This is a genomic window from Blastomonas sp. RAC04, assembly GCF_001713435.1.
In the GTDB taxonomy this organism is placed as follows: Bacteria; Pseudomonadota; Alphaproteobacteria; order Sphingomonadales; family Sphingomonadaceae; genus Blastomonas; species Blastomonas fulva.
This window is the reverse complement of sequence record NZ_CP016460.1, coordinates 2,678,614-2,701,069: the sequence shown is the minus strand read 5'-3', so window position 1 is coordinate 2,701,069 and position 22,456 is coordinate 2,678,614. Positions and strand designations below refer to the sequence as shown.

16 protein-coding genes and 1 riboswitch are annotated in these 22,456 nt (G+C 67.2%); of the genes, 7 read left to right on the top strand and 9 right to left on the bottom strand.

Annotated features, from left to right (window positions below; genetic code table 11):
- Positions 1 to 85: 85 nt before the first annotated feature.
- A riboswitch (cobalamin riboswitch) is annotated at positions 86 to 292 on the bottom strand.
- Entirely contained in the window at positions 292 to 840 is a 549-nt protein-coding gene (gene cobU / locus BSY18_RS13590; protein WP_069050883.1) for a bifunctional adenosylcobinamide kinase/adenosylcobinamide-phosphate guanylyltransferase, read from the top strand. (Overlaps the previous riboswitch by 1 nt.)
- A 22-nt stretch (positions 841 to 862) precedes the next feature.
- On the opposite strand, the gene BSY18_RS13585 is transcribed toward cobU, so the two are convergent.
- The 3 genes from BSY18_RS13585 to BSY18_RS13575 all read right to left on the bottom strand — a co-directional run bounded on the left by BSY18_RS13585 (position 863) and on the right by BSY18_RS13575 (position 3,695).
- Positions 863 to 1,867 (bottom strand): inorganic phosphate transporter, encoded by a 1,005-nt coding sequence (locus BSY18_RS13585; protein ID WP_054135621.1) that lies wholly within the window; start codon positions 1,865 to 1,867, stop codon positions 863 to 865.
- Positions 1,868 to 1,883: 16 nt separating this feature from the next.
- Positions 1,884 to 3,008: a DUF47 family protein gene (locus BSY18_RS13580; protein ID WP_054135808.1), complete on the bottom strand. Its 1,125-nt coding sequence runs from the start codon at positions 3,006 to 3,008 to the stop codon at positions 1,884 to 1,886.
- A gap of 270 nt (positions 3,009 to 3,278) precedes the next feature.
- Complete coding sequence (locus BSY18_RS13575) at positions 3,279 to 3,695, bottom strand: hypothetical protein (protein WP_054135620.1); 417 nt, start codon at positions 3,693 to 3,695, stop codon at positions 3,279 to 3,281.
- A gap of 295 nt (positions 3,696 to 3,990) precedes the next feature.
- Between BSY18_RS13575 and BSY18_RS13570 the strand changes: the two genes are divergently transcribed.
- From BSY18_RS13570 to BSY18_RS13555, 4 genes are all read left to right on the top strand, one after another.
- Positions 3,991 to 4,503, top strand: coding sequence for an RNA polymerase sigma factor (locus BSY18_RS13570; protein ID WP_054135619.1), 513 nt, complete (start codon positions 3,991 to 3,993; stop codon positions 4,501 to 4,503).
- A 33-nt stretch (positions 4,504 to 4,536) separates the two neighbouring features.
- On the top strand, positions 4,537 to 5,499 hold the full coding sequence (locus BSY18_RS13565; protein ID WP_171900239.1) for a FecR family protein: 963 nt from the start codon (positions 4,537 to 4,539) through the stop codon (positions 5,497 to 5,499).
- Positions 5,486 to 7,897, top strand: coding sequence for a TonB-dependent receptor domain-containing protein (locus BSY18_RS13560; protein WP_069050882.1), 2,412 nt, complete (start codon positions 5,486 to 5,488; stop codon positions 7,895 to 7,897). The genes BSY18_RS13565 and BSY18_RS13560 overlap by 14 nt, the downstream gene beginning before the upstream one ends.
- A 165-nt stretch (positions 7,898 to 8,062) precedes the next feature.
- Positions 8,063 to 11,263, top strand: a complete 3,201-nt coding sequence (locus BSY18_RS13555; protein WP_335617669.1) for an autotransporter outer membrane beta-barrel domain-containing protein — start codon at positions 8,063 to 8,065, stop codon at positions 11,261 to 11,263.
- Positions 11,264 to 11,272: 9 nt separating this feature from the next.
- Here BSY18_RS13555 and BSY18_RS13550 read toward each other — a convergent pair whose 3' ends face one another.
- Entirely contained in the window at positions 11,273 to 12,253 is a 981-nt protein-coding gene (locus BSY18_RS13550; RefSeq protein ID WP_069050880.1) for an alpha/beta hydrolase, read from the bottom strand.
- A 303-nt stretch (positions 12,254 to 12,556) separates the two neighbouring features.
- Between BSY18_RS13550 and BSY18_RS13545 the strand changes: the two genes are divergently transcribed.
- Entirely contained in the window at positions 12,557 to 13,732 is a 1,176-nt protein-coding gene (locus tag BSY18_RS13545; protein ID WP_069050879.1) for a glycoside hydrolase family 68 protein, read from the top strand.
- A 15-nt stretch (positions 13,733 to 13,747) separates the two neighbouring features.
- On the opposite strand, the gene BSY18_RS13540 is transcribed toward BSY18_RS13545, so the two are convergent.
- From BSY18_RS13540 to BSY18_RS13525, 4 genes are all read right to left on the bottom strand, one after another.
- The gene (locus BSY18_RS13540) at positions 13,748 to 14,749 is read right to left on the bottom strand and encodes a LacI family DNA-binding transcriptional regulator (protein WP_054135614.1); all 1,002 of its coding nucleotides are present in this window, start codon (positions 14,747 to 14,749) and stop codon (positions 13,748 to 13,750) included.
- A 100-nt stretch (positions 14,750 to 14,849) separates the two neighbouring features.
- Positions 14,850 to 16,559, bottom strand: coding sequence for a carboxylesterase/lipase family protein (locus tag BSY18_RS13535; RefSeq protein ID WP_216094704.1), 1,710 nt, complete (start codon positions 16,557 to 16,559; stop codon positions 14,850 to 14,852).
- A 69-nt stretch (positions 16,560 to 16,628) separates the two neighbouring features.
- The gene (locus BSY18_RS13530) at positions 16,629 to 18,779 is read right to left on the bottom strand and encodes a TonB-dependent receptor (protein WP_069050877.1); all 2,151 of its coding nucleotides are present in this window, start codon (positions 18,777 to 18,779) and stop codon (positions 16,629 to 16,631) included.
- A 76-nt stretch (positions 18,780 to 18,855) separates the two neighbouring features.
- The gene (locus BSY18_RS13525) at positions 18,856 to 19,965 is read right to left on the bottom strand and encodes an alpha/beta hydrolase (protein WP_069050876.1); all 1,110 of its coding nucleotides are present in this window, start codon (positions 19,963 to 19,965) and stop codon (positions 18,856 to 18,858) included.
- Positions 19,966 to 20,139: 174 nt separating this feature from the next.
- Between BSY18_RS13525 and BSY18_RS13515 the strand changes: the two genes are divergently transcribed.
- Positions 20,140 to 21,252 carry an alpha/beta hydrolase fold domain-containing protein gene (locus tag BSY18_RS13515; protein ID WP_236823368.1) on the top strand — a complete coding sequence of 371 codons (1,113 nt, stop codon included), beginning with the start codon at positions 20,140 to 20,142 and terminating at the stop codon, positions 21,250 to 21,252.
- A gap of 4 nt (positions 21,253 to 21,256) precedes the next feature.
- Here BSY18_RS13515 and BSY18_RS13510 read toward each other — a convergent pair whose 3' ends face one another.
- The gene (locus BSY18_RS13510) at positions 21,257 to 22,333 is read right to left on the bottom strand and encodes an alpha/beta hydrolase (protein WP_069050873.1); all 1,077 of its coding nucleotides are present in this window, start codon (positions 22,331 to 22,333) and stop codon (positions 21,257 to 21,259) included.
- Between the last annotated feature and the right edge of the window lie 123 nt (positions 22,334 to 22,456).

Below are 22,456 nucleotides of genomic sequence, written 5' to 3'. Positions count from 1 at the left end.
GCCGGCCTATCACCCGCGCGCGCCACCCCGATCGATGTCGTCACGCGAGGATGAACCTCGATCACGCTGAACACCCCGTCCGCGCAAAGGACCGACTGCGTCAGGCAGGTCTCCTGGCTCCCGGGTCAACACGTCCGCCCCGCCTTCCCGGATGCGGTTGCATCCAGTGGCATGATAGGGCGACCGCTCTCCGGTCACAGTTGCGGGGACAGCCGCGGATTACAGGGGTGGATACCTGCTTCCGCGTTCCCTATTAATCCCATCTCTGGGAACCTGTCGCGTCGCCGCATTATGGCGCGACTTTACGTTTTGCAAGGAAAATGGATCGATGCGGTGCTGACCTTCATCACCGGCGGCGCGCGTTCGGGCAAGAGCGCGCGCGCGCAGTGTCTGGCCGAAAGCCATGCCGGAGAGCTGGTCTATCTGGCGACCGCGCAGGCCTTTGACGAGGAAATGCGCGATCGGATCGCGCGGCACCAGGCGGACCGGGACGCGCGCTGGCGCACGGTCGAGTGCCCGGTAGACCTTCCCGAAGCCATCGCGCGCGAAACCGGCGAAGACCGCGTACTGCTGGTCGATTGCCTGACGCTGTGGACCAGCAACCTGCTGCTGGGCGAGCATGATTTCGCCGCCGCGTCCAAGCGGCTGATCGACACGCTGGCGCAGGCCCATTCGCCGGTCATACTGGTCAGCAACGAGGTCGGCATGGGCATAGTGCCCGACAATGCGCTCGCGCGGCAGTTTCGCGACATGGCGGGGCGGCTGAACCAGAAGGTCGCCGCCATCGCCGATCGCGCCGAACTGGTCGTGTCGGGGCTGAGCTTGACGCTCAAGCCCTGACCGGCCGGAGCGCTAGCGTGGCTTACCAGATCGTCGTCAGCCAGTAGAACACCGCGCCAACTGCGGCCGAGGCGGGGATGGTGATCAGCCAGGCGACGACCACCCGGCCCGCCACGCCCCAGCGCACCGCCGAGGCGCGGCGCGCCGCGCCCACGCCGACGACGCAGCCGGTGATGGTGTGCGTGGTCGAGACCGGAATGCCGAACGCGGTGGCGGCAAACAGCATCACCGATCCGCCCGACGAGGCGCAGAAGCCCTGCTGATGCGACAGCTTGGTGATCCGCGTGCCCATTGTCTCGATGATCTTCCAGCCCCCCGACAGCGTGCCCAGCGCGATCGCGATGTAGCAGCTCAGCACCACCCAGCCGGGGACCGCGAACTCGCCGTCGAGCATGCCCTGCGAATAGAGCAGCACGGTGATGATCCCCATCGTCTTTTGCGCATCATTGGCACCATGGCCCAGCGAATAGGCGGCGGAAGAGAGCAGGTGCAACTGCTTGAAGATGCCCTCGGCGCTCTTTGCGGTCGCGCGCATGAACGCCCAGGATGTTAGCACCACCAGCAGGATCGACAGGATCATGCCCATGGTTGGCGACAGGATGATCGCCGATGCGGTCTTGAGTACGCCCGACCACACGATGCCATCCAGCCCGGCGCGCATCACGCCCGCGCCGATCAGCCCGCCGACCAGCGCATGGCTCGAGGAGGAGGGGATGCCCTTCCACCAGGTGACGACGTTCCAGAACATCGCCCCGACCAGCGCGCCGAAGATCACCTGCGGATTGACGATGTCGACCTGGATGATGCCCTTGCCGACGGTCTCTGCCACCTTGAGCCCGAACACCCAATAGGCCGCGAAGTTGAAGAACGCGGCGAACACCACCGCGTGCACCGGCTTGAGCAGCCGGGTCGACACCACCGTCGCGATCGAATTGGCGGCATCGTGCAGCCCGTTGAGAAAGTCGAACGCCAGCGCGAGCGCGATCAGCGCGATCAGCAGCGGCATGGCAATGATGGTGGTTTCCATGGAGGTTGCGGGGCGCTCAGGCGTGGTCGATCACGAGACCGTCGATCTCGTTGGCGACATCCTCGAACCGGTCGACCACGCGCTCGAGATGCGTGAACAGCTCGCGTTCGACGATAAAGCGCAGCGGGTTCGCCTCGCCATGCTGCTTGTAGAGCGCCTTCAGGCCGCGCGCGTGGATCTCGTCGGCATGGCCTTCCATGATCACCAGCCGTTCGGTCAGCTCGTGCAGCCGCCCGGCATTACGGTTGACCTGGCGCAGCAGCGGCAGCGCCTCGACGGTGATCCGCGCGCAATCGACGATGATCGCGGCCATGTCCTTCATTTCCTGCTTGAACTCGGTGAGCTCGTACAGATCGATCGCGCCTGCGGTCTTCTGCATCTCGTCGATGGCATCGTCCATCGATCCGATCAGGCTGGTGATCGCGCTGCGGTCGAACGGGGTGAGGAAGGTGCGGCGAACGGTCTGCAGCACCTCTCGGGTGATGAGGTCCGCCTCGTGCTCGCGCTCGGTGAGCTCCTGGATGTGATCGGCCATGCCCGGCCCGCCGCCCAGCAGCCGTGCGAGCGCGTTGGAGCCCGACAGCAGCGTCAGCGCATGCGCCTCGAACAGCTCGAAGAAATTGCCCTGCTTGGGAAGCAGCGCCTGAACCCACTGGAATACGGCCATTTTCGGAGAGGCTTTCTGTGTGCCGAGAACAAATCCGCTTTTGGCGATGCGCCGGTCGGATTCGCTGGCGCGGAAGCGCCGGATGAGTTCGGCAAGCTCGGGCTCGTCGACCAGCTGCGCGGCTTCCTCGAGCGAGAACCACTGCCGCTGGCGCTGGTCCTGCTCTTCCCATTCGTCGAGCAGATCGGTCACCGAAAAGGGAAACACATCGACATCCACGTTCAGCGACGCGCCGTTCTTGCGCTTCTTGCGATAGCGATAGCTGCCAAGCGCGGTCGGGCAGGCCGCGCCCTTGACGCCTGCCTCTTCCTCGGCCTCGTGCGCGGCGGCGGCGTGCGGCTGCAGCCCGTCGATCATGTTGCCTTTGGGCAGCACCCAGCGCCGGGTCTCGCGCGAGGTGATCAGCAGGATGCTGACCGGTGCGGTGACGTTGTCGCGGTCGGTGCGATAGGGCAGGGCGGCAATCTGGCGGATGGTGGTTCCCCTGGGCGGTCCGGGTGGGTGAAGGTCAGGTTCGGTGCGCCGGGCCTTCTGCTGGCAACACCGGTGCAGTGCCGCGCCGCCGCTGGGCTGCGCAGGCAAAGGTTCGGCAATGTCCCTCTTCCCCCGGTCCGGATATCTTATGCATCACGCCGCCGCGGACGGATGGCGCGTAATAAAACGGTCACATAACTGTAATGTTGGCGTCTGCAAAGTGCTATTGCGACGGACCGCGCCGATGGGGGGCGCTCGGCAGATAGGCGGTCAGGGACGCGCCGGAGGGTGATATCGCTCGAATCGCCCAAGTGCTACGAAGCCCGCCGAGATTCCGGGCGAGCTTTCGGCGAGCTGGACGATGTCTCCTGCGCACAGCAGCGCGCCGGAGGTGCGGGTGATCAGGATCTGGTTGCGGTTAAGCAGGCTCGCACCCCGGCGCACGCGGTTGATCAGCAGTTTGCGCCCGCTCATCTGATAGACGATCCCTTCGCCTGCCAGGATGCGGGTGGAGCGCACGCGGTGGAGCGCGATGCACTGGGTGCCGGTTTCGCCGTCGCTGTCAGAAGCGTATTCGACTGGCGGCACGAACCACATGTCCTTGTCGGCGGGTCCCGTGGCATCCGCCTTGCCTGCCAGCGCCAGCATCACTGCAAGTGCGCCAAGCTGCGTGCGCAGATAGGGCATGGGACCTGTCTCCTGCTCGCCCGGCGTTCAACAAAAGGGCACCTTGAGGGCTGGAAGTGGTCGCGACCCGGCCCTCAAGGTGCAGCCGGTCGATGGGGGGCACCATGACCGGATAGAACCGACCGGGGCTTGGCCGGTTCTGCCGCTAAGACGCCGCGCCGCCGCCACACCCGCATGGATGTGCGAAAAAAATGCACACGGGGACAGATGGGGTGCGGGTTCTTGCGCGCGGCGGCGTCTGGGTGCATGGGCTGTGCCCGCATTCCTTCCGCTGCAGATGTGATTGCCGTATCCTATGTCCCGCCAAGGCCTCGAAGCCGTGCTGATCGCCGAACGCGAGCCGTTGCTGCGCTTCCTGCGCGCCCGCGGCGCGGGCGAAGCGGCAGAAGATGTGCTGCAGGAGCTGTGGCTGCGGCTGGCCAATCTGGATACCGGGCCGGTCGCCGATCCGCGCAGCTATCTGTTCCGCGCCGCCAACAACGTGATGCACGACCGCTATCGTTCGGCACAGCGCAGCCGCCAGCGCGATGCCGACTGGCTTGAGGTGCAGGGCGGCACCGGCGAGGCATCGGACGCGCCGCTTCCCGATCGCCAGCTGATCGCGCGCGCCATGCTTGATCAGGCAGAAGCCGTGCTGGCAGCAGAGGGTGCCCGCGTGCTGCAGGTCTTCCGCCTGTTCCGCATCGAGGGGGTCAGCCAGCGCCAGATCGGTCAGGATCTCGGGGTCAGCCTGAGCGCGGTGGAGAAGGATCTGCAAAAGGCCTATCGCGCGCTGATGGCCTGGCGGGAGACACTCGATGTGGATTGAGCGCAGCCGTGACGTCTTATGGCCAGGACAGACATGATGACAGACACTGGTGACCATATCCGCCTCGAGGCGATCGACTGGGCCATCGCGACCCAGCACCCGGATTTTTCCGATTGGGACGGCTTTGCCCGCTGGCTGGAAGCCGACCCGCGCCACACTCTTGCCTATGATCAGGCGCTGGCGGCGGCGGGGAGCGTGGCAGATCTGGCCGCTCAGGCTGCGCCCGCCATGCCTCGTGCGGCCAATGACGAAGAAGTCGGGCCGCGCCAAAAGACCGTGCGCCGCCGCTGGATGATCGGTGCGCTGGCGGCCAGCCTGCTCGCGGTGATCGCCATCCCGGCCTGGCAGATGCGCCCGGAGCCCTATACCGTCACCACCGCGATGGGCGAGACGCGGAGCATCGATCTGCCCGATGGCAGCATGATCGTGATCAACGGCGGTTCGCGGCTCGGGCTGGATCGCGGCAACCCGCGCTTTGCCCGGCTGGAGACCGGAGAAGCGCTGTTCGAGGTGCAGCACGACGCGCGCGACCCGTTTGTCGTCGAGGCGGGCGATGTCCGGCTAGTCGATGCCGGAACCGCTTTCAATGTCGTGCGGACCGGCAGCGATCTCGATGTCGCGGTTTCCGAGGGCGTGGTGATCGTCAATCCCGAGCGGGAAAATGTTCGCCTGCCCGCAGGACGCCGCGTGGTCATGGCAGGCGCAGGCGGCGGGATCATGCTGTCCGATATCGCGCCCGACCAGGTCGGCAGCTGGCGATCAGGGCGGCTGAGCTTTGCCGGCACCAGCCTGGCCGCCGTCGCCGCAGCATTGGAGCGGGGGCTGGGCACGCGCATCCTGGTTCACCCCTCTATCGCCGCGCGCCCGTTCAGCGGGGTGGTGCAGATCAGCGGCAGGGGCGCAGGCGCGGTGGCAGCGATCGCGCCGGTGCTGGGCACCCGCGCGGTGCGCCGGGCCGATGGCTGGGAGCTGGTGAGCGACGATGCGCTGCCTTAGCCTGACGATGCTCGCGCTGCCGCTGGCGGCGCTGGCATCGCCCGCGCAGGCCGAAGCGCCGGTGTGGATCGACATCGCGGCGGGCAGGCTGGACACCGCCATCATCGCCCTGGGGCGGCAGGCGGGAATCAGCATCGGCCTGACCGACCGGCAGATCGGCGCGCACCGGGTGCGCCGTTTGCGCGGCACCATGACCACGCGCGAGGCGCTCGACCGGCTGCTGCAGGCCAGCGATGCCCGCGCGGTGCGGCTGGCGGCCGATCACTGGCGCATCGTGCGCGCGCCGGTCACCGCGAGGCGCAGCGGCGCGCCGATCCGCCTCGCAATGGCCGTGCCCTCGTCCTTGCCCGAACCGATCCACGAAATCGTCGTCACCGCGCAGCGCCCGCCGCCCGAGGCGCTGACTCGCGACACCTTTGGCTACATCCGGCTGGAGGGCGACTTTGCGCTGGGCGAGCAGGGCCGAGGGTCCGATGCGCTGGTCGAACGGCTGCCCACTCTGGGCTCGACCCAGCTTGGACCGGGGCGCAACCGGCTGTTCCTGCGCGCGATTTCGGATTCAAGCTTCAACGGCCCAACCCAGGCGGTGGTCGGCCAGTATCTGGGTTCGGCGCGGCTCAACTACAACGCGCCCGATCCGGACCTGAGGCTGGTCGATCTCGCCACGGTCGAGGTACGGCAGGGGCCGCAGGGTACGCTTTATGGCGCGGGCACGCTGGGCGGGGTGATCCGGCTGCTCCCCAACCTCCCCGATTCGCGCGACTGGCAGGCAGCGCAGTCGCTCTCGCTCGCCGCCACGCAGAACGGCGATCCCTCGTTCGATGGCAGCGCGATGCTCAACATTCCCGTCGTCGAGGGGGCGGTGGGCCTGCGCGCGGTGGTCTATGGCGCGCGCGACGGCGGCTATATCGACGACCGCCTGCGCGGGCGCAACGATATCAACCGCGTCGATACCGTGGGCGGGCGCGTGCTGGCGCGGATCGAGCCGGGTGCGGGATGGACCATCGACATGATGGCCGCTGCGCAGGATATCGACGGGCGCGACAGCCAATATGCCGACCGGCTGGGCGATGGCCTCGACCGGGCAAGCCCGTTCGCGCAGCCCTTTCGCAGTCGCTTCCGGCTGGGCCAGCTGGCGGTGGGCAAGCAATGGGACAGCTTCGAGCTGCTCTCGACCACGACGCTGACCGGGCTGGACCTCACCGAAACCTTCGATGCCAGCGTCCCCGGCCAGACGCCCAGCCTGTTCCGCCAGCGGGGCGAGACGCGGCTGGTCACCAACGAGACTCGGCTGTCGGGCGAGACCGCGGGCGGGATCGGCTGGCTGGTCGGCACCAGCCTGCTCAGCAACCGCTACCGCATCCGCCGCGCGCGCGGCGAGGTGGCGCGCGCAGCGGCGATCACCGGGATCGAAAACGGGGTGGACGAAGCGACCGCCTATGCCGATCTCGCCATCCCCGCGACCGACCGGCTGTTTCTCGATCTGGGCGGACGGCTCAGCCATATGCGGCTGTCGGGCGAAGCGCTGGATTCACCCTTCCTCTCGGTCGCCGCGCTGGCACGCAGCAATGCGCGGCGCACCCAGACCGCCTTCCTTCCCTCGGCGGGGCTGCGCTACCGTTTTTCGGACGGTTTGTCGGCGCACGCGCGCTATCAGGAGGGCTTTCGCCCCGGGGGCATCGGCGTGCGCGACCAGATGGTGCGCCGCTACCGCCCCGACACCGTCTCGGCGGTGGAGGCGGGCCTTGCGTTTTCCGCCGATACGCTGAGCGGCGACGTGACGCTGGCCTATACCCGCTGGCGCAACATCCAGGCCGATCTGATCGATGCGGACGGGCTGCCGGCGACAGAAAACATCGGCAACGGGCGCATCGTCACGCTGGATGCGACGCTGGCCTGGCGCCCGGTGAGCGCGGTTTCGATCGAGGCCTCGGCGGTCTGGGCCGACAGCCGTCTGGTCACGCCAGCGGCGGGGATCTTCGTGCTGCCGTCCAACCGCGCGAACTTCGATTTCGCCTCGATCCCAGCAGGCGCGGTGGTGGCAGAGACCAATGACCTGCCCAATGTCGCGCGCTTTTCCGGGCGGCTGGCGGGCAGCTATCGCGCGTCGCTGGGCGCTGCGGGCGATCTCAGCATCAGCGGATCGCTGCGCTATGTCGGGCGGTCGCGGCTGGGCATCGGGCCGGTGCTGGGGGTGCAGCAGGGCGATGTGCTCGACACGGGCGTTTCGGCCAGCCTGGCGCGCGAGCGCAGCACCTTCTGGATCCAGGCGACCAACCTGTTCGATGCCCGCGGCAACCGCTTTGCGCTCGGATCTCCGTTCACCTTGCCCTGGGGCGAACAGACCACGCCGCTGCGCCCGCGCACCATCCGGATCGGCGCGGACTTTAGCTTCTGACAGAAATTATCCATATTTCTCAGAATTTTGCTCCGAATATGCGCAGCCTTTCGGTGAGTGCCATGCGGGTCTGATTCGTCCGCAGCGTCTTGGTGAGTGAACCCACACACTTCCCTGAAAGACCCTGAAAGGACGATCATGCGCCTCTTGCTGGCTTGTACCTGTTTGACTCCCGTATCGCTGCTGCTCCCCCAGGCTGCGGCGCTTGCCGAAACCAGCGTGACCACCGCGCGTACCACGCCGATCGCCACCGCCACGGCCAACAATGCCGCTGCCGACAGCATCAAGATCACCTCGGCTGGATCGATCAAGCCTGCATCGGGAGGCGTTGCGGTGACGGTCAACAGCAACCACAATGTCACCAACGAAGGCACCATCCAGACCACCGATGCGAGCAATTCCGCCGGGATCGTCGCGGTCGCGGGGACCAGCGCGACCATCAGCAACACCGGCACTATCACCATCGACGAGACCTTTGCGCCGACCGACACCGACAATGACGGCGATCTCGACGGACCGTTTGCGCAAGGCCAGAACCGCTTCGGCATCCGCACCCTGGGCGCGCTCACCGGATCGGTGATCAACGCTGGCACCATCACCATCGAGGGCAATTCGAGCGCGGGCATCAGCCTGGAGGGCCCTTTGACCGGATCGCTGACCAGCAGCGGCTCGGTATCGGTGCGCGGCGACAATTCCGCCGGAATCCGCGCCGGTGCGGTCAGCGGCAATGTCGCGCTCACCGGCTCGATCGCGACTGTCGGCGCGAACGCCATCGGTGTTGCGCTGACCGGGCCGATCGGCGGCGCGCTCACCGTGCAGGGCAGCATCACCTCCACCGGCTATCGCAGCGCCACCCCGCCTGCCGATGTCAGCAAGCTCGATGCCGACGATCTGCTGCAGGGCGGCCCGGCGCTGCAGGTGGCAGGTTCTGTCGCAGGCGGCATCCTGCTCGATGTACCGCCGCCCAACACCAAGCCCGATGACAAGGATGAGGACAAGGACGGGATCGAGGACGACAAGGAAGGTACCGCGACGATCACGTCGTTCGGCCCGGCCGCTGCCGTGCAGATCGGCTCGGCGACCGCCGCGGTCGCCATCGGCGCGGTGGGCGGCAGCGCGGCTGCGGGCAACGGCCTGGTGATCAACGGCCGCATCCTGGGCAGCGGCGTCTATAAGGATGTCGCGGGCAACGGTCTGGTGATCGGCGGCCTCGGCCAGGCCACCACGATCACCGGCGGCGTGCTCAACAACGGCGCGGTCTCCGCTGCATCGAACGGAGGCAACGCCACCGCGATCCGCATCGGCGCGCTCGCCAGCGTGCCGGGATTGCGCAACACCGGCACGATCGAGGCGGGTGGCGGCTCGGTTGCCGCCAACCAGGTGCGCGCGGTGGTGATCGATGCGGGCGGATCGCTCGCAGGGATCACCAACAGCGGCAGGATCACCGCCAACGCAGCGGGCGAGGGTTCTGCCGTCGCGATCGCCGACCTGTCGGGATCGCTGCGCACGATCGAGAACAGCGGCACGATCAGCGCGGTTGCCGCCAAGCCCGCAGCGGGCCGCGCGATCGCGATCGATCTGGCCGCCAACACCAGCGGTGCCACCATCCGCCAGAGCGCGGCGACGCCCACGGGCAAGCCTTCGATTACCGGCGATATCCGGCTGGGATCGGGCAGTGATCTGCTCGAGGTGTCGGCTGGCACGATCACCGGCGCGATGCAGCTCGGTGCGGGCAGCAACCGGTTGCTGGCGAGCGGCGAAGCGCTGCTCACCGGCGATGCGACCTTCGGCAGCGGCGCCGATACGGTGCAGCTGGCAGGCAAGTCGGCGCTGGTCGGCAGGCTGGACCTGGGCGGCGGCGCCGACACGCTCGCGCTCTCTGGCTCCGCGCAGTTCCGCGGCATGCTGGCGGGTGCCGGGCAGGCAGCGGTGACGGTTGCGGGCGGATCGCTTGGCATCACCAGCCCCGGAACCGTGACGCTGGGCTCGCTCGCGGTCACCGACCAGGGCATGCTCGGCGTGACCATCGACGGCAAGGCGGGCACCGCGACCCGGCTCGACGTCGCAGGTGACGCCAGCTTTGGCACAGGCTCGCGGCTGGGCGTGACGTTGGTCAATGTCAGCCAGTCTGAAGGGACCTACCAGATCCTGTCCGCAGGCCGGCTGACGGGCAGCGCCAATCTCGTCGCCTCCAGCATCGCGCTGCCGTTCCTGTTCAAGTCAAGCGTGACGGGCAATGATGCTGCGGGCACCGTTGCGGTCGACATCAAGCGCAAGACCGCCACCGAGCTCAGCCTTTCGGCCTCGCAGGCGCGCGCCTATGATGCGGTGTTCAAGGCGCTGGACAGCGATGCGCAGGTGGCAAACAGCTTCCTGTCGATCGCCAATGCCGAGCAGGCGGGCGCCGCGGTGCAGCAGATGCTGCCCGATCACGCCGGGGGAACCTTCGCCACCGTGACCCAGGGCTCGCGCGCGACCGCGCGGTTCCTCACCGATACCGCAGCGCCCTATAGCGATCAGGGCGGCTGGGGCTTCTGGCTGCAGCAGACCGTTTGGGGCAGCGAAAAGGCCAACCGGGGCACCGCCGCATTCGACACCAGCGGCTGGGGTGCAACCGGCGGGGCCGAGATCAAGGCAGGCGATGTCGGCAGGTTTGGCGTCTCGCTCGCCTATCTCAACGGCAAGAACGACGATCAGGACACCGGCAACGAGGTGCGGTCTGACCAGTATGAGCTTGCGGCGCACTGGCGCGGCGACTGGGGCCCGCTGCGCGCCTTTGCCCGCGGTTCATTCGCGCAGATCGACTTTGAAGGCACGCGCCGCTTCGCCTTTGCGCAAGGCACCAATGTGATCGAACGCAATGCCCGCGGAACCTGGTCGGGCCAGCTCTACAGCGCCTCGGCGGGGCTGGGCTATGAGGCGAAGATCGGCAGGCGCTTTGCGCTGCGGCCTTCGGCCTCGATCGACTATTACCGGCTCGACGAGGACGGCTTTGCCGAGACCGGCGGCGGCGATGCGTTCAACCTGACGGTGGACAAGCGCAGCAGCGACGAGATCGCGGTCAACGGCACGCTGGTGGCGGGCTATGACCTCGGCAGCCTGGCAGCGGACGCGGTGTGGCTGCGTGCCGAGATCGAAGGCGGGCGCCGCCAGATCATCGGCGGCTCGCTCGGCGCGACCACCGCGCGCTTCAAGGGCGGCGCGGCGTTCAGTTTGCTCCCCGATGCGCGCAACGATGGGTGGATCGGCGGGCTGAGGCTGGTCGGCGGACAGAGCGGCTTTTCGCTGGCGGGCGAAGTCGGCGCCGAGGAGCAATATGAGAAGATTGCCCTCAACGCCCGGGTGTCGCTGCGCGTCGGCTTCTAGCGGCTGCGCCTATCCGGCGTGGCGCCTGAGAAACGCATCGAACAAGGCCGGCCATTGCCCTGCGGGAGCATTGGCCGGCCCGATGCCGAAGCCATGCCCGCCTTCCTCGAAGTAATGCGTTTCGACCGGACGACCGGCGGCGAGCATCGCGTCCATGAACAGCGCGCTGTTGGGATAGGGCACCGCCGTATCGTCGAGCGCGTGGACCAGGAAGGTGGGCGGTGTGGCCGCATCGACATGAAGCGCCGGTGAGCGAAGCGCGATGCGGTCAGCGCCGGGCGACGGGCCCAGCAGCGTCTCGGCCGACAAGCCATGGGTGTGCGGCGCGCTCGCGGCGATCACCGGATAGATCAACCCCGCGCACATCGGTCTTGCGTCCAGACTGTCCGCCGCGTCGCGGTGAGCATAGACCTGTTCCTCGCTCGCGGTGATCAACGAGGCGGCGAGGTGCCCCCCGGCGGAAAAACCCAGCACCGCAACCGTGGCCGGATCGATCGCATAGCTCTGCGCGCGCGCGCGGATGATCCGCATCGCCCTTTGCGCATCCTGCAGCGGCACGTTCCATCGCTCGGCCCAGCCCTCGCCAGGCAGGCGGTAGACCAGCACGAAGACGGTATAACCCAGCGCGGTCAGCACCCGGGCGACATCGGTCCCCTCGTTGCGGATCGAAACGAAATTATAGGCGCCGCCGGGGATGGCCAGCACTGCGCGGCCATTGCTCTTCTCTGGCCGGAAGACACGCATCTCGGGGCGCGCGACGCCGGTGATGAACGCCGGATCGAGCGTGGCCGATCGGACCGGCGCGCTGGCGGGGGCACCGGGCGGTGGGCCATCCCACAGCGCGATCGATGGCGCTGTGGTCCATTCGGGCGGCAGCGGGCCGGTGCCCTGCGGGATCTGCAGCGCCTCGCGTGCATCGAGTGCGGGCACGTTCATCAGCAACACTCCACTCGCCAGCAGCATCTGCCTGCGGTTGACCTGCCAGCGCATTGCGTTCTCCCGCGGATCGATGCCGGGGCATCGGGGTGGTTCGTCCTTGCTATCATCGTGGCACGCTTGATCACAAAAGAGAAGATTGCGCAATCGATTGCTCTTGCCTAAGGTCGCCGACAAGCGTTGCCTGCAAGGGCGACGGACAAGGGGCGAGGGTCTTGCAAATATGCCTTTTGACGGGGGCAGTGGCGGCTTCCGGGTGACTGAACTGCGGTGCCCGGGCGGCATCCCCTTCGGAATATGGTGTAACGTTTACGCGGGGGCAGGCCCCTGCTGCGGCTGGCAAAGGGAATTTGGAATATGGTAACCGGTGTGGGCACAACAGACGAAGCGGTTGTGCTTGCAACATCTGTTGCGCCAACCGTCTGGACCGCGGGCGATCTGGCAACGCTGATGCGCGACCCTGCCAACACCATTCCCGCCTTCGCGCTGGACAGCAGCGCGCGAGTTCCGGGTTTCGATCTGTGGGACATGTGGCCGGTCGAGCATCAAGATGGCCGCCTGCCGCGCTTCGATGGCGCCGCTTTGTGGATGGTGCTGGCAGCCACCGTCGAGCCCGATCCCGATTCCCGCCACATGGTCGCGCGCATCTATCTTGCCAGCGAACGCCATGGCCGCTGGACGCTGCACCAGCCGGTGTTTCCGGAAGGCTTCACCCCCGGCGACCGCGAATGGTCGGGATCGGCGGTGCTCGACGACACAGCCACGCGGCTCACCGTCCATTTCACCGCCGCCGGGCGTCGCAACGTGCCCGGGCCCAGCCTGGAGCAGCGCCTGTTCGAGGCGAGCTGCAGTTTTGCCGCCACCGATGGCGGGATCATCCTGTCCGACTGGTCGGCACCGCAGGAAACCGTGGTCGCCGACGGGATCGACTATCAGGTCGCCAACCAGACCGAAGGCCGCGGCGGCGAAATTCTGGGCTTTCGCGATCCGGGCTATTTCCGCGATGCTGCCACGGGCGGCGCCTACCTGTTCTTAACCGGATCGTGCGCGCGTTCGTCCTCGCGCTGGACGGGCAATATCGGGGTCGCGCGGCAGGACGATGCCGGCGGCGCGTGGCAGATGCTGCCCCCGGTGCTCAGCGCCGCGGGCGTCAACAACGAGCTCGAACGCCCGCACATGCGCCAGCGTGGCGGGCACTACTATCTGTTCTGGTCGACCCAGGCGAGGGTGTTTGCCGAGGGCATCGTGGCGCCCACCGGGCTGTATGGCGCGGTGGCGCCTTCGCCATTGGGTCCGTTCACGCTGCTCAACGGCACCGGGCTGGTTGCAGGCACCCCGCCCGAATGTCCGGCGCAGGAATACAGCTGGTGGGTGCTGGACGACCTGCAGGTGATCGGGTTCGCAGACTTCCCCGGCATCCGCGACATGGGGCTGATCGTCGACGCCGCGCAGCGCCGCGCGCATTTTGCGGGCTACCCCGCGCCGTTCTTTCGCATCGCGCTCGACGGCGCAACGGCGCGGGTGGTCGGCTGACGCCAGCGCTTGGTGTCAGGTCGATCCGCGGATGATCAGCTGCGGTTCGATCTGCTGCGAGACGGTGTCCTCGCCCGCAATCCGCCGGAACAGCGTCTCGGTGAGCAGTTGCGCGCCATGGCGCAGCTGCTGGTCGATGGTGCTGAGCGGCGGCGCCATATGCTCTCCGATCGGCAGGCCGTCATAGCCGATCACCCTGACGTCTTCGGGCACGCGCTGGCCCAGATCGCGCAGCGCGCGGATGACGCTGATCGCGGTGACATCCGATCCCGCGACGATCCCGTCGGGCATGTGCGGCAGCGCCGCGAGCTTTTCGCGGACATCGGCATAAGCAGCGTCGGGCTCGAAATGGGTCGGGATTTCCTCGAGCGGTGCCAGTCCCGCGTCGATAAGCGCGGCGCGTGCGCCATCGGCACGCTCGCCGAATTCGGATCCCTTGATCGGCCCGGCATAGGCAATTCGGGTGCAGCCGCGCTCGACCAGATGCATCGTCGCCATGCGCCCGCCCAGACGGTTGTCCGAGCCGATCGAGCAATGGTGCTGATCGGGCGAATGCCCGCCCCACACCACCATCGGCTGGTAGCGCCGGGATACCGTCTCGATGACATGGAACTGGTCCGATTGCCCCACCACGACGATGCCATCGACCCGCCCGCTGCCGATGAAGCGGTCCATCCAGCGGTCGTTGCGCGGCAGCACGCGCGAGAGCAGCATGTCATAGCCGTTTTCGGCAAAGGCATCGGCCAGAAAGCCGGTCATGGTGTTGAAGAACGGGTCGGACAGGTGCTGCAGCGCCTCGTGGCCCAGCGGAACCAGCACGCCGATGGTCATGGTGCGCTGCGTGCGCAGGTTGCGCGCGGCGATGTTGGGCTGATAGCCCAATTTCTCGGCAAGCGCGGCAATGCGCTTGCGGGTCTCCTCGCTGACGCGGCCCGATCCGGTCAGCGCGCGCGAGGCGGTCGCCGTGGAAACCCCGGCGAGTTCGGAAAATTCCTTCAGATTCTTGACGCTGACCATCGGATCCTTCGTATCCGCCCGTGCGGTGCGGGCAGAGGCTGCTGACACCCCGCACACTTCCTACACGCCGCTGCGCATCGGGCCAATGGCCGATATACCATTACTTCAGGCTGGCCCGCTCGGCCGCGTCGATTTCCGCGATCATGCGCGGACTGGTGTCGAGCCGAAGCGATGGAAACCGCCCGGCTGTCACCGGCTGCCAGACGGGCAGCGCGCTGGCGCTGGGCACGCCGGTGGCGGCAAAGGCGACCAGCGCCTGCGACATCTGCTTGGCCAGCGCGCGCGCGGCGCTCCCGCCGCCAGTCATCGACGCGCAGGCGGCGGCATTGTCGAACCAGAAGGGGATGTCGAGGCAGTGGAACGACCGCGGCCGCCCCTCCAGGATCGGGGTCGCCCAAGTGAACCAGTACAGATAGGTGGGCGCAGCGTCGGCGGCGATCCGGCGCGCGGCCTGATCGATCACCGCCTGCCGGATGGGAGCCGTCGCGATCCGGCTCCACAGGTCGAACGCAGGGGCATCGGGGTTCGCGGCGCGGAAGGCGCGCACTACCGCATCGCCGCGTCTGGGCGCGAAGCGTTCGGCGCGCGCGTGCAAGCCCTGCTCGGTCATCGCCTCGACCTCCGGCTGGTTGATCCCGGTGACGAACTCGTTGAGCGTCGAGCCGATGATCAGCGGCACCTTGGGATCGGTCAGCGGCACGCCGGGCGCGCCGGGTGTCGGCAGGATGTTGCGGCCATCGACCACCGGCGCGAAGTTCAGCATCTGCGCGATGCGGCGCACGTCGATGAAGCCGTCGAACCCGGGGTTGATCTTCGCCATGACCTTTTCGGCGGCTGCGCGCAGCGTGGCATAGGGCAGCGCCTGCAGCGCCGCGATATCGCCCCTGGCGATCCCGAGCTGTGCCAGCAGCAAAGCCGAAAGCTGTGCGCTGCGATCCGGCGTGTTGAACATCGCGAACGATCCGCTGAGGATCGCCGCACGGTGGAACAGCCCGCGCGCGGCGGGCATCGCCATCAGCGCGGTGACCTTGGCACCGCCGCCCGACTGGCCGAAGATGGTGACGCGGTCGGGATCGCCGCCGAAGCGCGCGATGTTGTCGCGTACCCAGGCGAGCGCCGCGACGATGTCGAGCATGCCGACATTGCCTGAATCTTCAAAGCCCTCGCCCCAGGACGACAGATCGAGAAAGCCCAGCAGGTTGAGCCGGTGGTTGAGCGTAACCACCACGGCATCACCGGTGCGGGCGAGGTTCTCGCCGTCAAAGGCGGGGATGTCATGCCCCGATCCCGCGGCAAAACCGCCGCCGTGCAGCCAGACCAGCACCGGGCGGCGCGCATCGTAAAGCCCGGGCGTCCAGATGTTGAGACGCAGGCAATCCTCGTCCTCGACCGCATCGTTCCAGCGGAAGATGAAGGCCTCTTCGTCGTTGAACCGTCCGGCGCCCTTGTCCTGCGGAGCGATCGGGCCATAATGCAGCGCCGAGCGCACACCCTGCCAGGGGGCTGCCGGCCGGGGCGGGCGAAAGCGGTTGGCGCTGCCTGTCGGCGCGGCATAGGGCACGCCCTTGAAGATCGTGACCCGCCCCTTGCGATAGCCGCGCAGCCGCCCGCTCGCGGTCCTGGCGGTGACCTGCGCAGGGTCGGTGCTGATTTCGGGATTGGCGGGGTCGGGGGCAGGTGTCTTGGCATCGGCCAGGCTGGCGGATGCAGGACAGAGCGCAAGGCCGGTGGCCAGCGCAGCCCCCGTCATGATCCCGCGACGATCGGGATCGGTGGGCGATGCGAGGCTGGCTTCCTCCGGCTTGGGCATGGCATGGGCCTCCAGCGACGCGGCGGGCGGCATGCCGTCCGTTGCCGGAAGCACGCCGCCCGTAGCTGGTCAGTTGGTATTGACGCGGAAGGTGATGCCGAAGGTGCGCGGGCGGGGCCCGGCCAGCAGCGTCGGGCCGTTGGCAGATGTCGGTCCGCGCAGATCGGACAGGTTGTCGCCGAACAGCCGCACTTCATAGCGGTCGAAGCGCACGCCCAGGCTGGCCTGATACAGCTCGTACGGATCGATCTCGTCGACCACCGCATCGCCCAGCCGCGATCGGCCGATAAAGGTGGCCGAACTGGTGGCGAAGAGTTCGACATTGCCGATCTTGCGCTCGTAGCTCGCATCCAGGCGGAAGTTGTGCTCGGGCGTGTTGAGCAGCCTCAGCCCGTTGGCAATGCGCGGATCGGCACCGGCAAAGGCGGGGCGCACGCGGGTGAACTTGGAATCGTTGATGTTGCCGATGGCGTTGATCGTGAGGCCGGGCAGCGGCGTGCGCCAGGTCGCCTCGATATCGATCCCCTGCGCCTTGCCGTCGCCCAGATTGGCGAACGCCGACAGGCCGATCGAGGTGTTGAAGGCGCTCTGGATGTTGGTGTACTTGATGTCGTACAGGCTGACCGCAACGCGCAGTGCGCCATCGAACAGCGATCCCTTCACGCCCACTTCGAGGTTGCGCAACTTGTCCGGCGTCAGCGAGATGTCGCTGGGCACGCCATCGGCGATCACCGCATCAGCCTGTGCCTGCGATTGCAGGATACCGCTGCGGAAGCCTGTTCCGGCGTTGAAGAACATCATCCAGTCGGGCGACGGATTGATCGCGATGTTGGCACGCCAAGTCAGCGCATCGGGCTTGGCCCGGCTGGCCACCGCAACGCCGTTCGAGATCGAATCCGATTCGCGCTCGTCCTTGAAGTAGCGAAGGCCGACCAGCGGCGTGATCAGGCCGTCGAACAGCTCGTAGCTGGCTTCGGTGAACAGCGCCGCGTTTTCGGTCTTGGTGATCGTCCGCCCGCTCAGCGCAAAGGCCGGGAAGGTCAGGTTGAAGGTATAGAGGCTGCGGGCGTTCTGGTAGAAGATCCCGGCAACGCCCTTGAACGGACCGGGGGTCGAGGTCGCCAGCCGCAGTTCGTTGGCGAAGTTGCGCGCATCGCCGCCATTTTCGAGAACCCCGATGCCCAGCGGCGCGCCGAGGTTGAGACCGACCTGGAAACCGCCGGGAAGCGACTTCTGGTAGGAGGTCGCGTTGGTCAGCGTGAAATCGCCGATCTCGCGGGTGATGGTGTTCGACGCATACCAGGCGCGGCGACGGTCGAAGCCGACGACATCGCCCTGGAAAGAGGCGAACGGCGGATCGAGCGAGTTGATGACGTTGAGGTACTTCTGGTCGGTGCTGAAATACCAGGCGCGGGTGCGCACCGTGGTCTTGTCATCGGCCTGCCACAGCAGCACCGCCTGGATGTCCTTGGCGGTGGCGTCGTTGGCGTTGCGCTCGCGCGGGACACCGGTGGGGGCACCGGCAAAGATATCGGCAGTGCCCGACCGGCGGTCATAGCCGCCGCTGATCCGCAGGCCCAATTTGCCGGGAACAATGGGCACCGAAAACGCCGCCGCACCGCGATAATTGGGATCGCCTGCCGATCGCGTGCCCGACAGTTCGACCTCGCCGGCATAGGTCACCTGGTCCAGATCCGGGTTCTTGGTGCGATAGATGATCGTGCCGGCCGACGAGCCCAGACCATACAGCGTGCCCTGGGGGCCGCGCAGCACTTCCACCTGTTCGATATCGAAATATTGCACCGGCGGCGCGGCCTGGTTGTTGGGCACGCCAAAGGGGGTGTCGTCGAGATAATAGCCGATCAGGCCATCGCCGATCGGGCCGCCCGCGCCCGAGCCGCGGAACGAGAAGATGCGATAGCCCGCGCCGATTTCCTGCGCCTGCGATGCGCCCGGGATCAGTTGGATGAGATCCGAGCCATCGCGGATGTTGCGCTCCTTGAGCGTACCGCCATCGAACGCCTGGATGGCATAAGGCACCTTGTCGAGCGTGACCGCGCCGGTCTTGCTGGCGGTGACGACGATCTCGCCGCCCGCCGGGGCATCATCGTCCTGCGATGCGCTGTCCTGCGCATACGCCGGGACGGCAAACAGCGCCGCAGCCGCTGCGGCGCCTGCAAGCCGGGTGCGCACGGCACGGAAACGGAAACTGGCCTTCATGAGATCCTCCCTAGGTTCTGGTTTTTGCGTAATCGATTGTGCAAATAGTGTCAAACTGGCTCTTTATCGTGGCGCCTCAGCCCGATGCGGCGGCGCGGTCGCGGAAAGCCGCGCCCAGCGCGAGTTTCCACGAGGCGATGAAGGTGCGTGATGCGCGGGATCTGGGGGCGATGAAATCAAAGCCATGATAGGCGCCCGGAACCACCAGCAGCTGGGTCGGCACGGCGTGCGCGATCAGCCTTTGCGCATAAGCGATGTTTTCATCGACGAACAGGTCGATCGCTCCGACGCCGATAAAGGTCGGCGGCAGCCCGGACAGATCGCTGGTGCGCGCAGGCACCGCGCCGCTCGGCACGCGATCGCTTCCGGCGGGCACCCCCAGCAAGCTGCTCCATCCGACCGCGTTGCCTGCCTCGTTCCAGCCGATGGTGCCGATGAACGGCGGCACGCGCCGGGTGGTGCCGGTGCGGTCGTCTAGCATGGGATAGATCAGCACCTGATAGCACAGCGGGACGCTGCCGCGGTCGCGCGCGGCGATCGCCAGCATCGCGGCCATGCCGCCGCCTGCGCTTTCGCCCATCACCGCGATCGAGTTGGGATTCACGCCCAGTTCGGCGGCATTGGCGTGCAGCCAGACCAATGCGGTGTGGCAATCCTCGAGCGGGCCGGGAAACACGGTTTCGGGCGACAGCCGGTATTCGACCTCGACCACCACGCAGTCGAGCTCTTCGGCCAGCTGCTGCGATGCGACGAACGTGTCCTGCATCCGGCCCAGGATGAAGCCGCCGCCATGGATGTGCAGCACCGCAGGGCGGTTGTCGCCATCGCGCCTGGCACCGATCACCGCAATGCTGACCTCGGGCTGGCCCCTGGTGCCGAGGATGCGGCGCATCTCGATGGCGGGGGCAGGTGCGGGCAGTGGCGCGGCGGGTGGCGGGACGCCCTGGCGCATCGCCAATATGGCCTCGTGATCGAGCGGATCGGGCAGCGGGCGCGACATGATGAGCTCGGCGCCCTCGCGCAATTCGGGGTCGACCAGCCCCAGCGGATCGATCTTTGCAGGGGCAGTGCCGGCAGGGATCGCAGGTGTCGCGGCGAGCGCCGCAGCACCCTTGGCATTGAACAGCGCAGGCATGACCGCTGCGCCCAGGGCCGCGATGCCGAACGATCTGCGCGTGATTGTCACCTTCAAAACCCCCTCGCTGAGTCGCCCTTCTTGTGAGGCGCACCCTTTGTGTAATCGTTTTCATACATCTTGCGGCGAAGATTGCAATCGATTACGCACATCCCTGCCGACAGATAAACAGGCAAGGGTCCGAGCAGCGTTGCAAGCGGCCTGAAGGCGATCGGGAGAAGCGAAATGATGGTCAAAGCAATCGCGCAGATGCGCCGTGCGGTGCGGGGGCTGGCAGTCCTGCTGCTCGCAGCGGCGCCGCTGCCGTCAGCACAGGCGCAGACCGCGCCATCTCCACCCGTGAAGATCGACGATGATGGCACGGTGCACGTCCCGGCGATGGCGGTGCCGGTGTCCTCGATGCTCAGCCCCGAGGCGAAGCAGTATCTCACCGACCATCTCAAGGCGATGCAGGATCCGGTGCAGGTGCAGCAGAACAATGGCGTTCCGGTGTTCATGGAGCCCTATCTCGCCGAGGCCAAGGCGATGTTTGCCTACACCTTGATCGAACGCCGTATCGCCGGAGTGCGCGTGTTCGACTATGCGCCCAAGGCCGGAGTCGCGAAAAGGAACGCGCGGCGGGTGCTGATCAACCTGCACGGTGGCGGCTTCATGGGCTGCTTTCCCGCCTGCGCCGAACTGGAGTCGATCCCCGTTGCGACAATGGGCGAAATCCGCGTGGTTTCGGTGGATTACCGTCAGGGGCCCGAGCACAAGTTCCCTGCGGCGAGCGAGGATGTCGCCCTGGTCTATCGCGAGCTGCTCAAGACCTATCCCGCTGCCAATATCGGCATCTACGGCTGCTCGGCGGGCGGAATGCTCACCGGAATGGCCACCGCATGGTTCCAGAAGCACGGTCTTCCGCGACCCGGCGCGGTCGGCATCCTGTGCGCGGGGCTCACCACCTCGGCCAACGGCTTTGGCGGCGATGCCGATTACATGACCGCCGCGGTGGGCGAGGCGCGGCCCGCCCCGCAATGGCCGCCAAGCGGCGATGCCCCCTGGACCGCTCTGCCTTATTTCGCGGGCTCCGACCCCACCGATCCGCTGGTGGCGCCGGGCTCTTCCGACGAAGTGCTGCGCCAGTTTCCTCCAACGCTGATCATCACCGGCACCCGCGGGTTCGAGCTTTCCTCGGCGGTCAACACCCACAGCCGGATGGTGGCTCTGGGGGTCGATGCCGATCTGCATGTCTGGGAAGGGCTGTTCCACGGCTTTTTCTACAAGCCCGACATGCCCGAATCACGCCAGGCCTATGACGTGATCCTCAAATTCTTCGATCGCAATCTGGGGCAGTAGGCGATCAGGCCTGCGAGCCGAAGGCGGTGTGCAGGCTCGACTTCCAGGCCTGGGTGAACTCGCGCGCGATGCGCGCTTCGGGCACCACGAAATCGAAGGCGTGATAGGCGCCGGGGCTGATGTGCATTTGCGTCGGCACGCCCGATGCGATCAGCCTGCGCCCGAATTCCAGGTCCTCATCGATGAACAGGTCGAGCGTGCCCACCCCGATGAAGCTGGGGGGAAAGCCCGCAAGATCGGGGAGCCGCGCAGGCACGCTGCCTGCCGGCACGCCGTCCGATCCTGCCGGAACACCCAGAAAGCTCGACCAGCCAAAACGGTTGGCCTCGGCCGACCAGCCGATCGTTCCGACATGCGGCGGGACCATGCGGGCGCTGCCGGTGCGGTCGTCGAGCATCGGATAGAGCATGACCAGCAGGCACGGTTGAATGGTGCGCGAATCTCGCGCCATCTGCGCCACCATCGCGGCCAGCCCGCCGCCTGCGCTCTCGCCCATGATGGCGATGCGCCGCGGGTCGATTCCCAGTTCGCCAGCGTTGGCGACCATCCATTCGAACGCGGCGAAATTGTCGAGCACCGGGCCGGGAAACGGGGTTTCGGGTGCCAACCGATAATCGACATTGACCACCACCGCGTCGAACTCCGCCGCCAGTGTCTGGCTGAACGAAGTCATGTTGCGCGCGCGGCCCGAGATCATGCCGCCGCCATGGATGTGCAGGATCGCCGGGCGCGGGGTGGAGTCAGGGCGCGCTCCGATCAGCTCGACCGCCACGGCAGGCGCGCCCGGCGGGCCGGGGACCTGCCGTACCGTCACGGAGGGCGCAGGCGCGCTCAATAGCGGCGGCGGCACCCAGGATGCGCGCACCGCGGGTAGCGTCTCGCGGCTGATCGGCGGGAAGGTCTGCGCCAGCATCGCGCGCGCAGCTTCGCGCAGTTCGCCGTCGACCAGCGCCAGCGGGTCGGGCGCGGGGCTCGCCGCCGTGGCAGCGTGGATCAGCCAGCCCGGCACAACGCCGGTCAGCAGTGACAGCGCACCTGCACCAAGTGCGAGCCGGGTCAGATGCCTGCGACTGATATCCATCTGCCTGTTCCTTGCCGATCGGTCCCTGGAGAGCATTTCCTAGGTTCAATTCGGACCGACGCCAAGCAAAGGATGGGGGTAGGCGCGGCCTCGCCAATCGGCCCAATCGGTCCTTTCTATCTC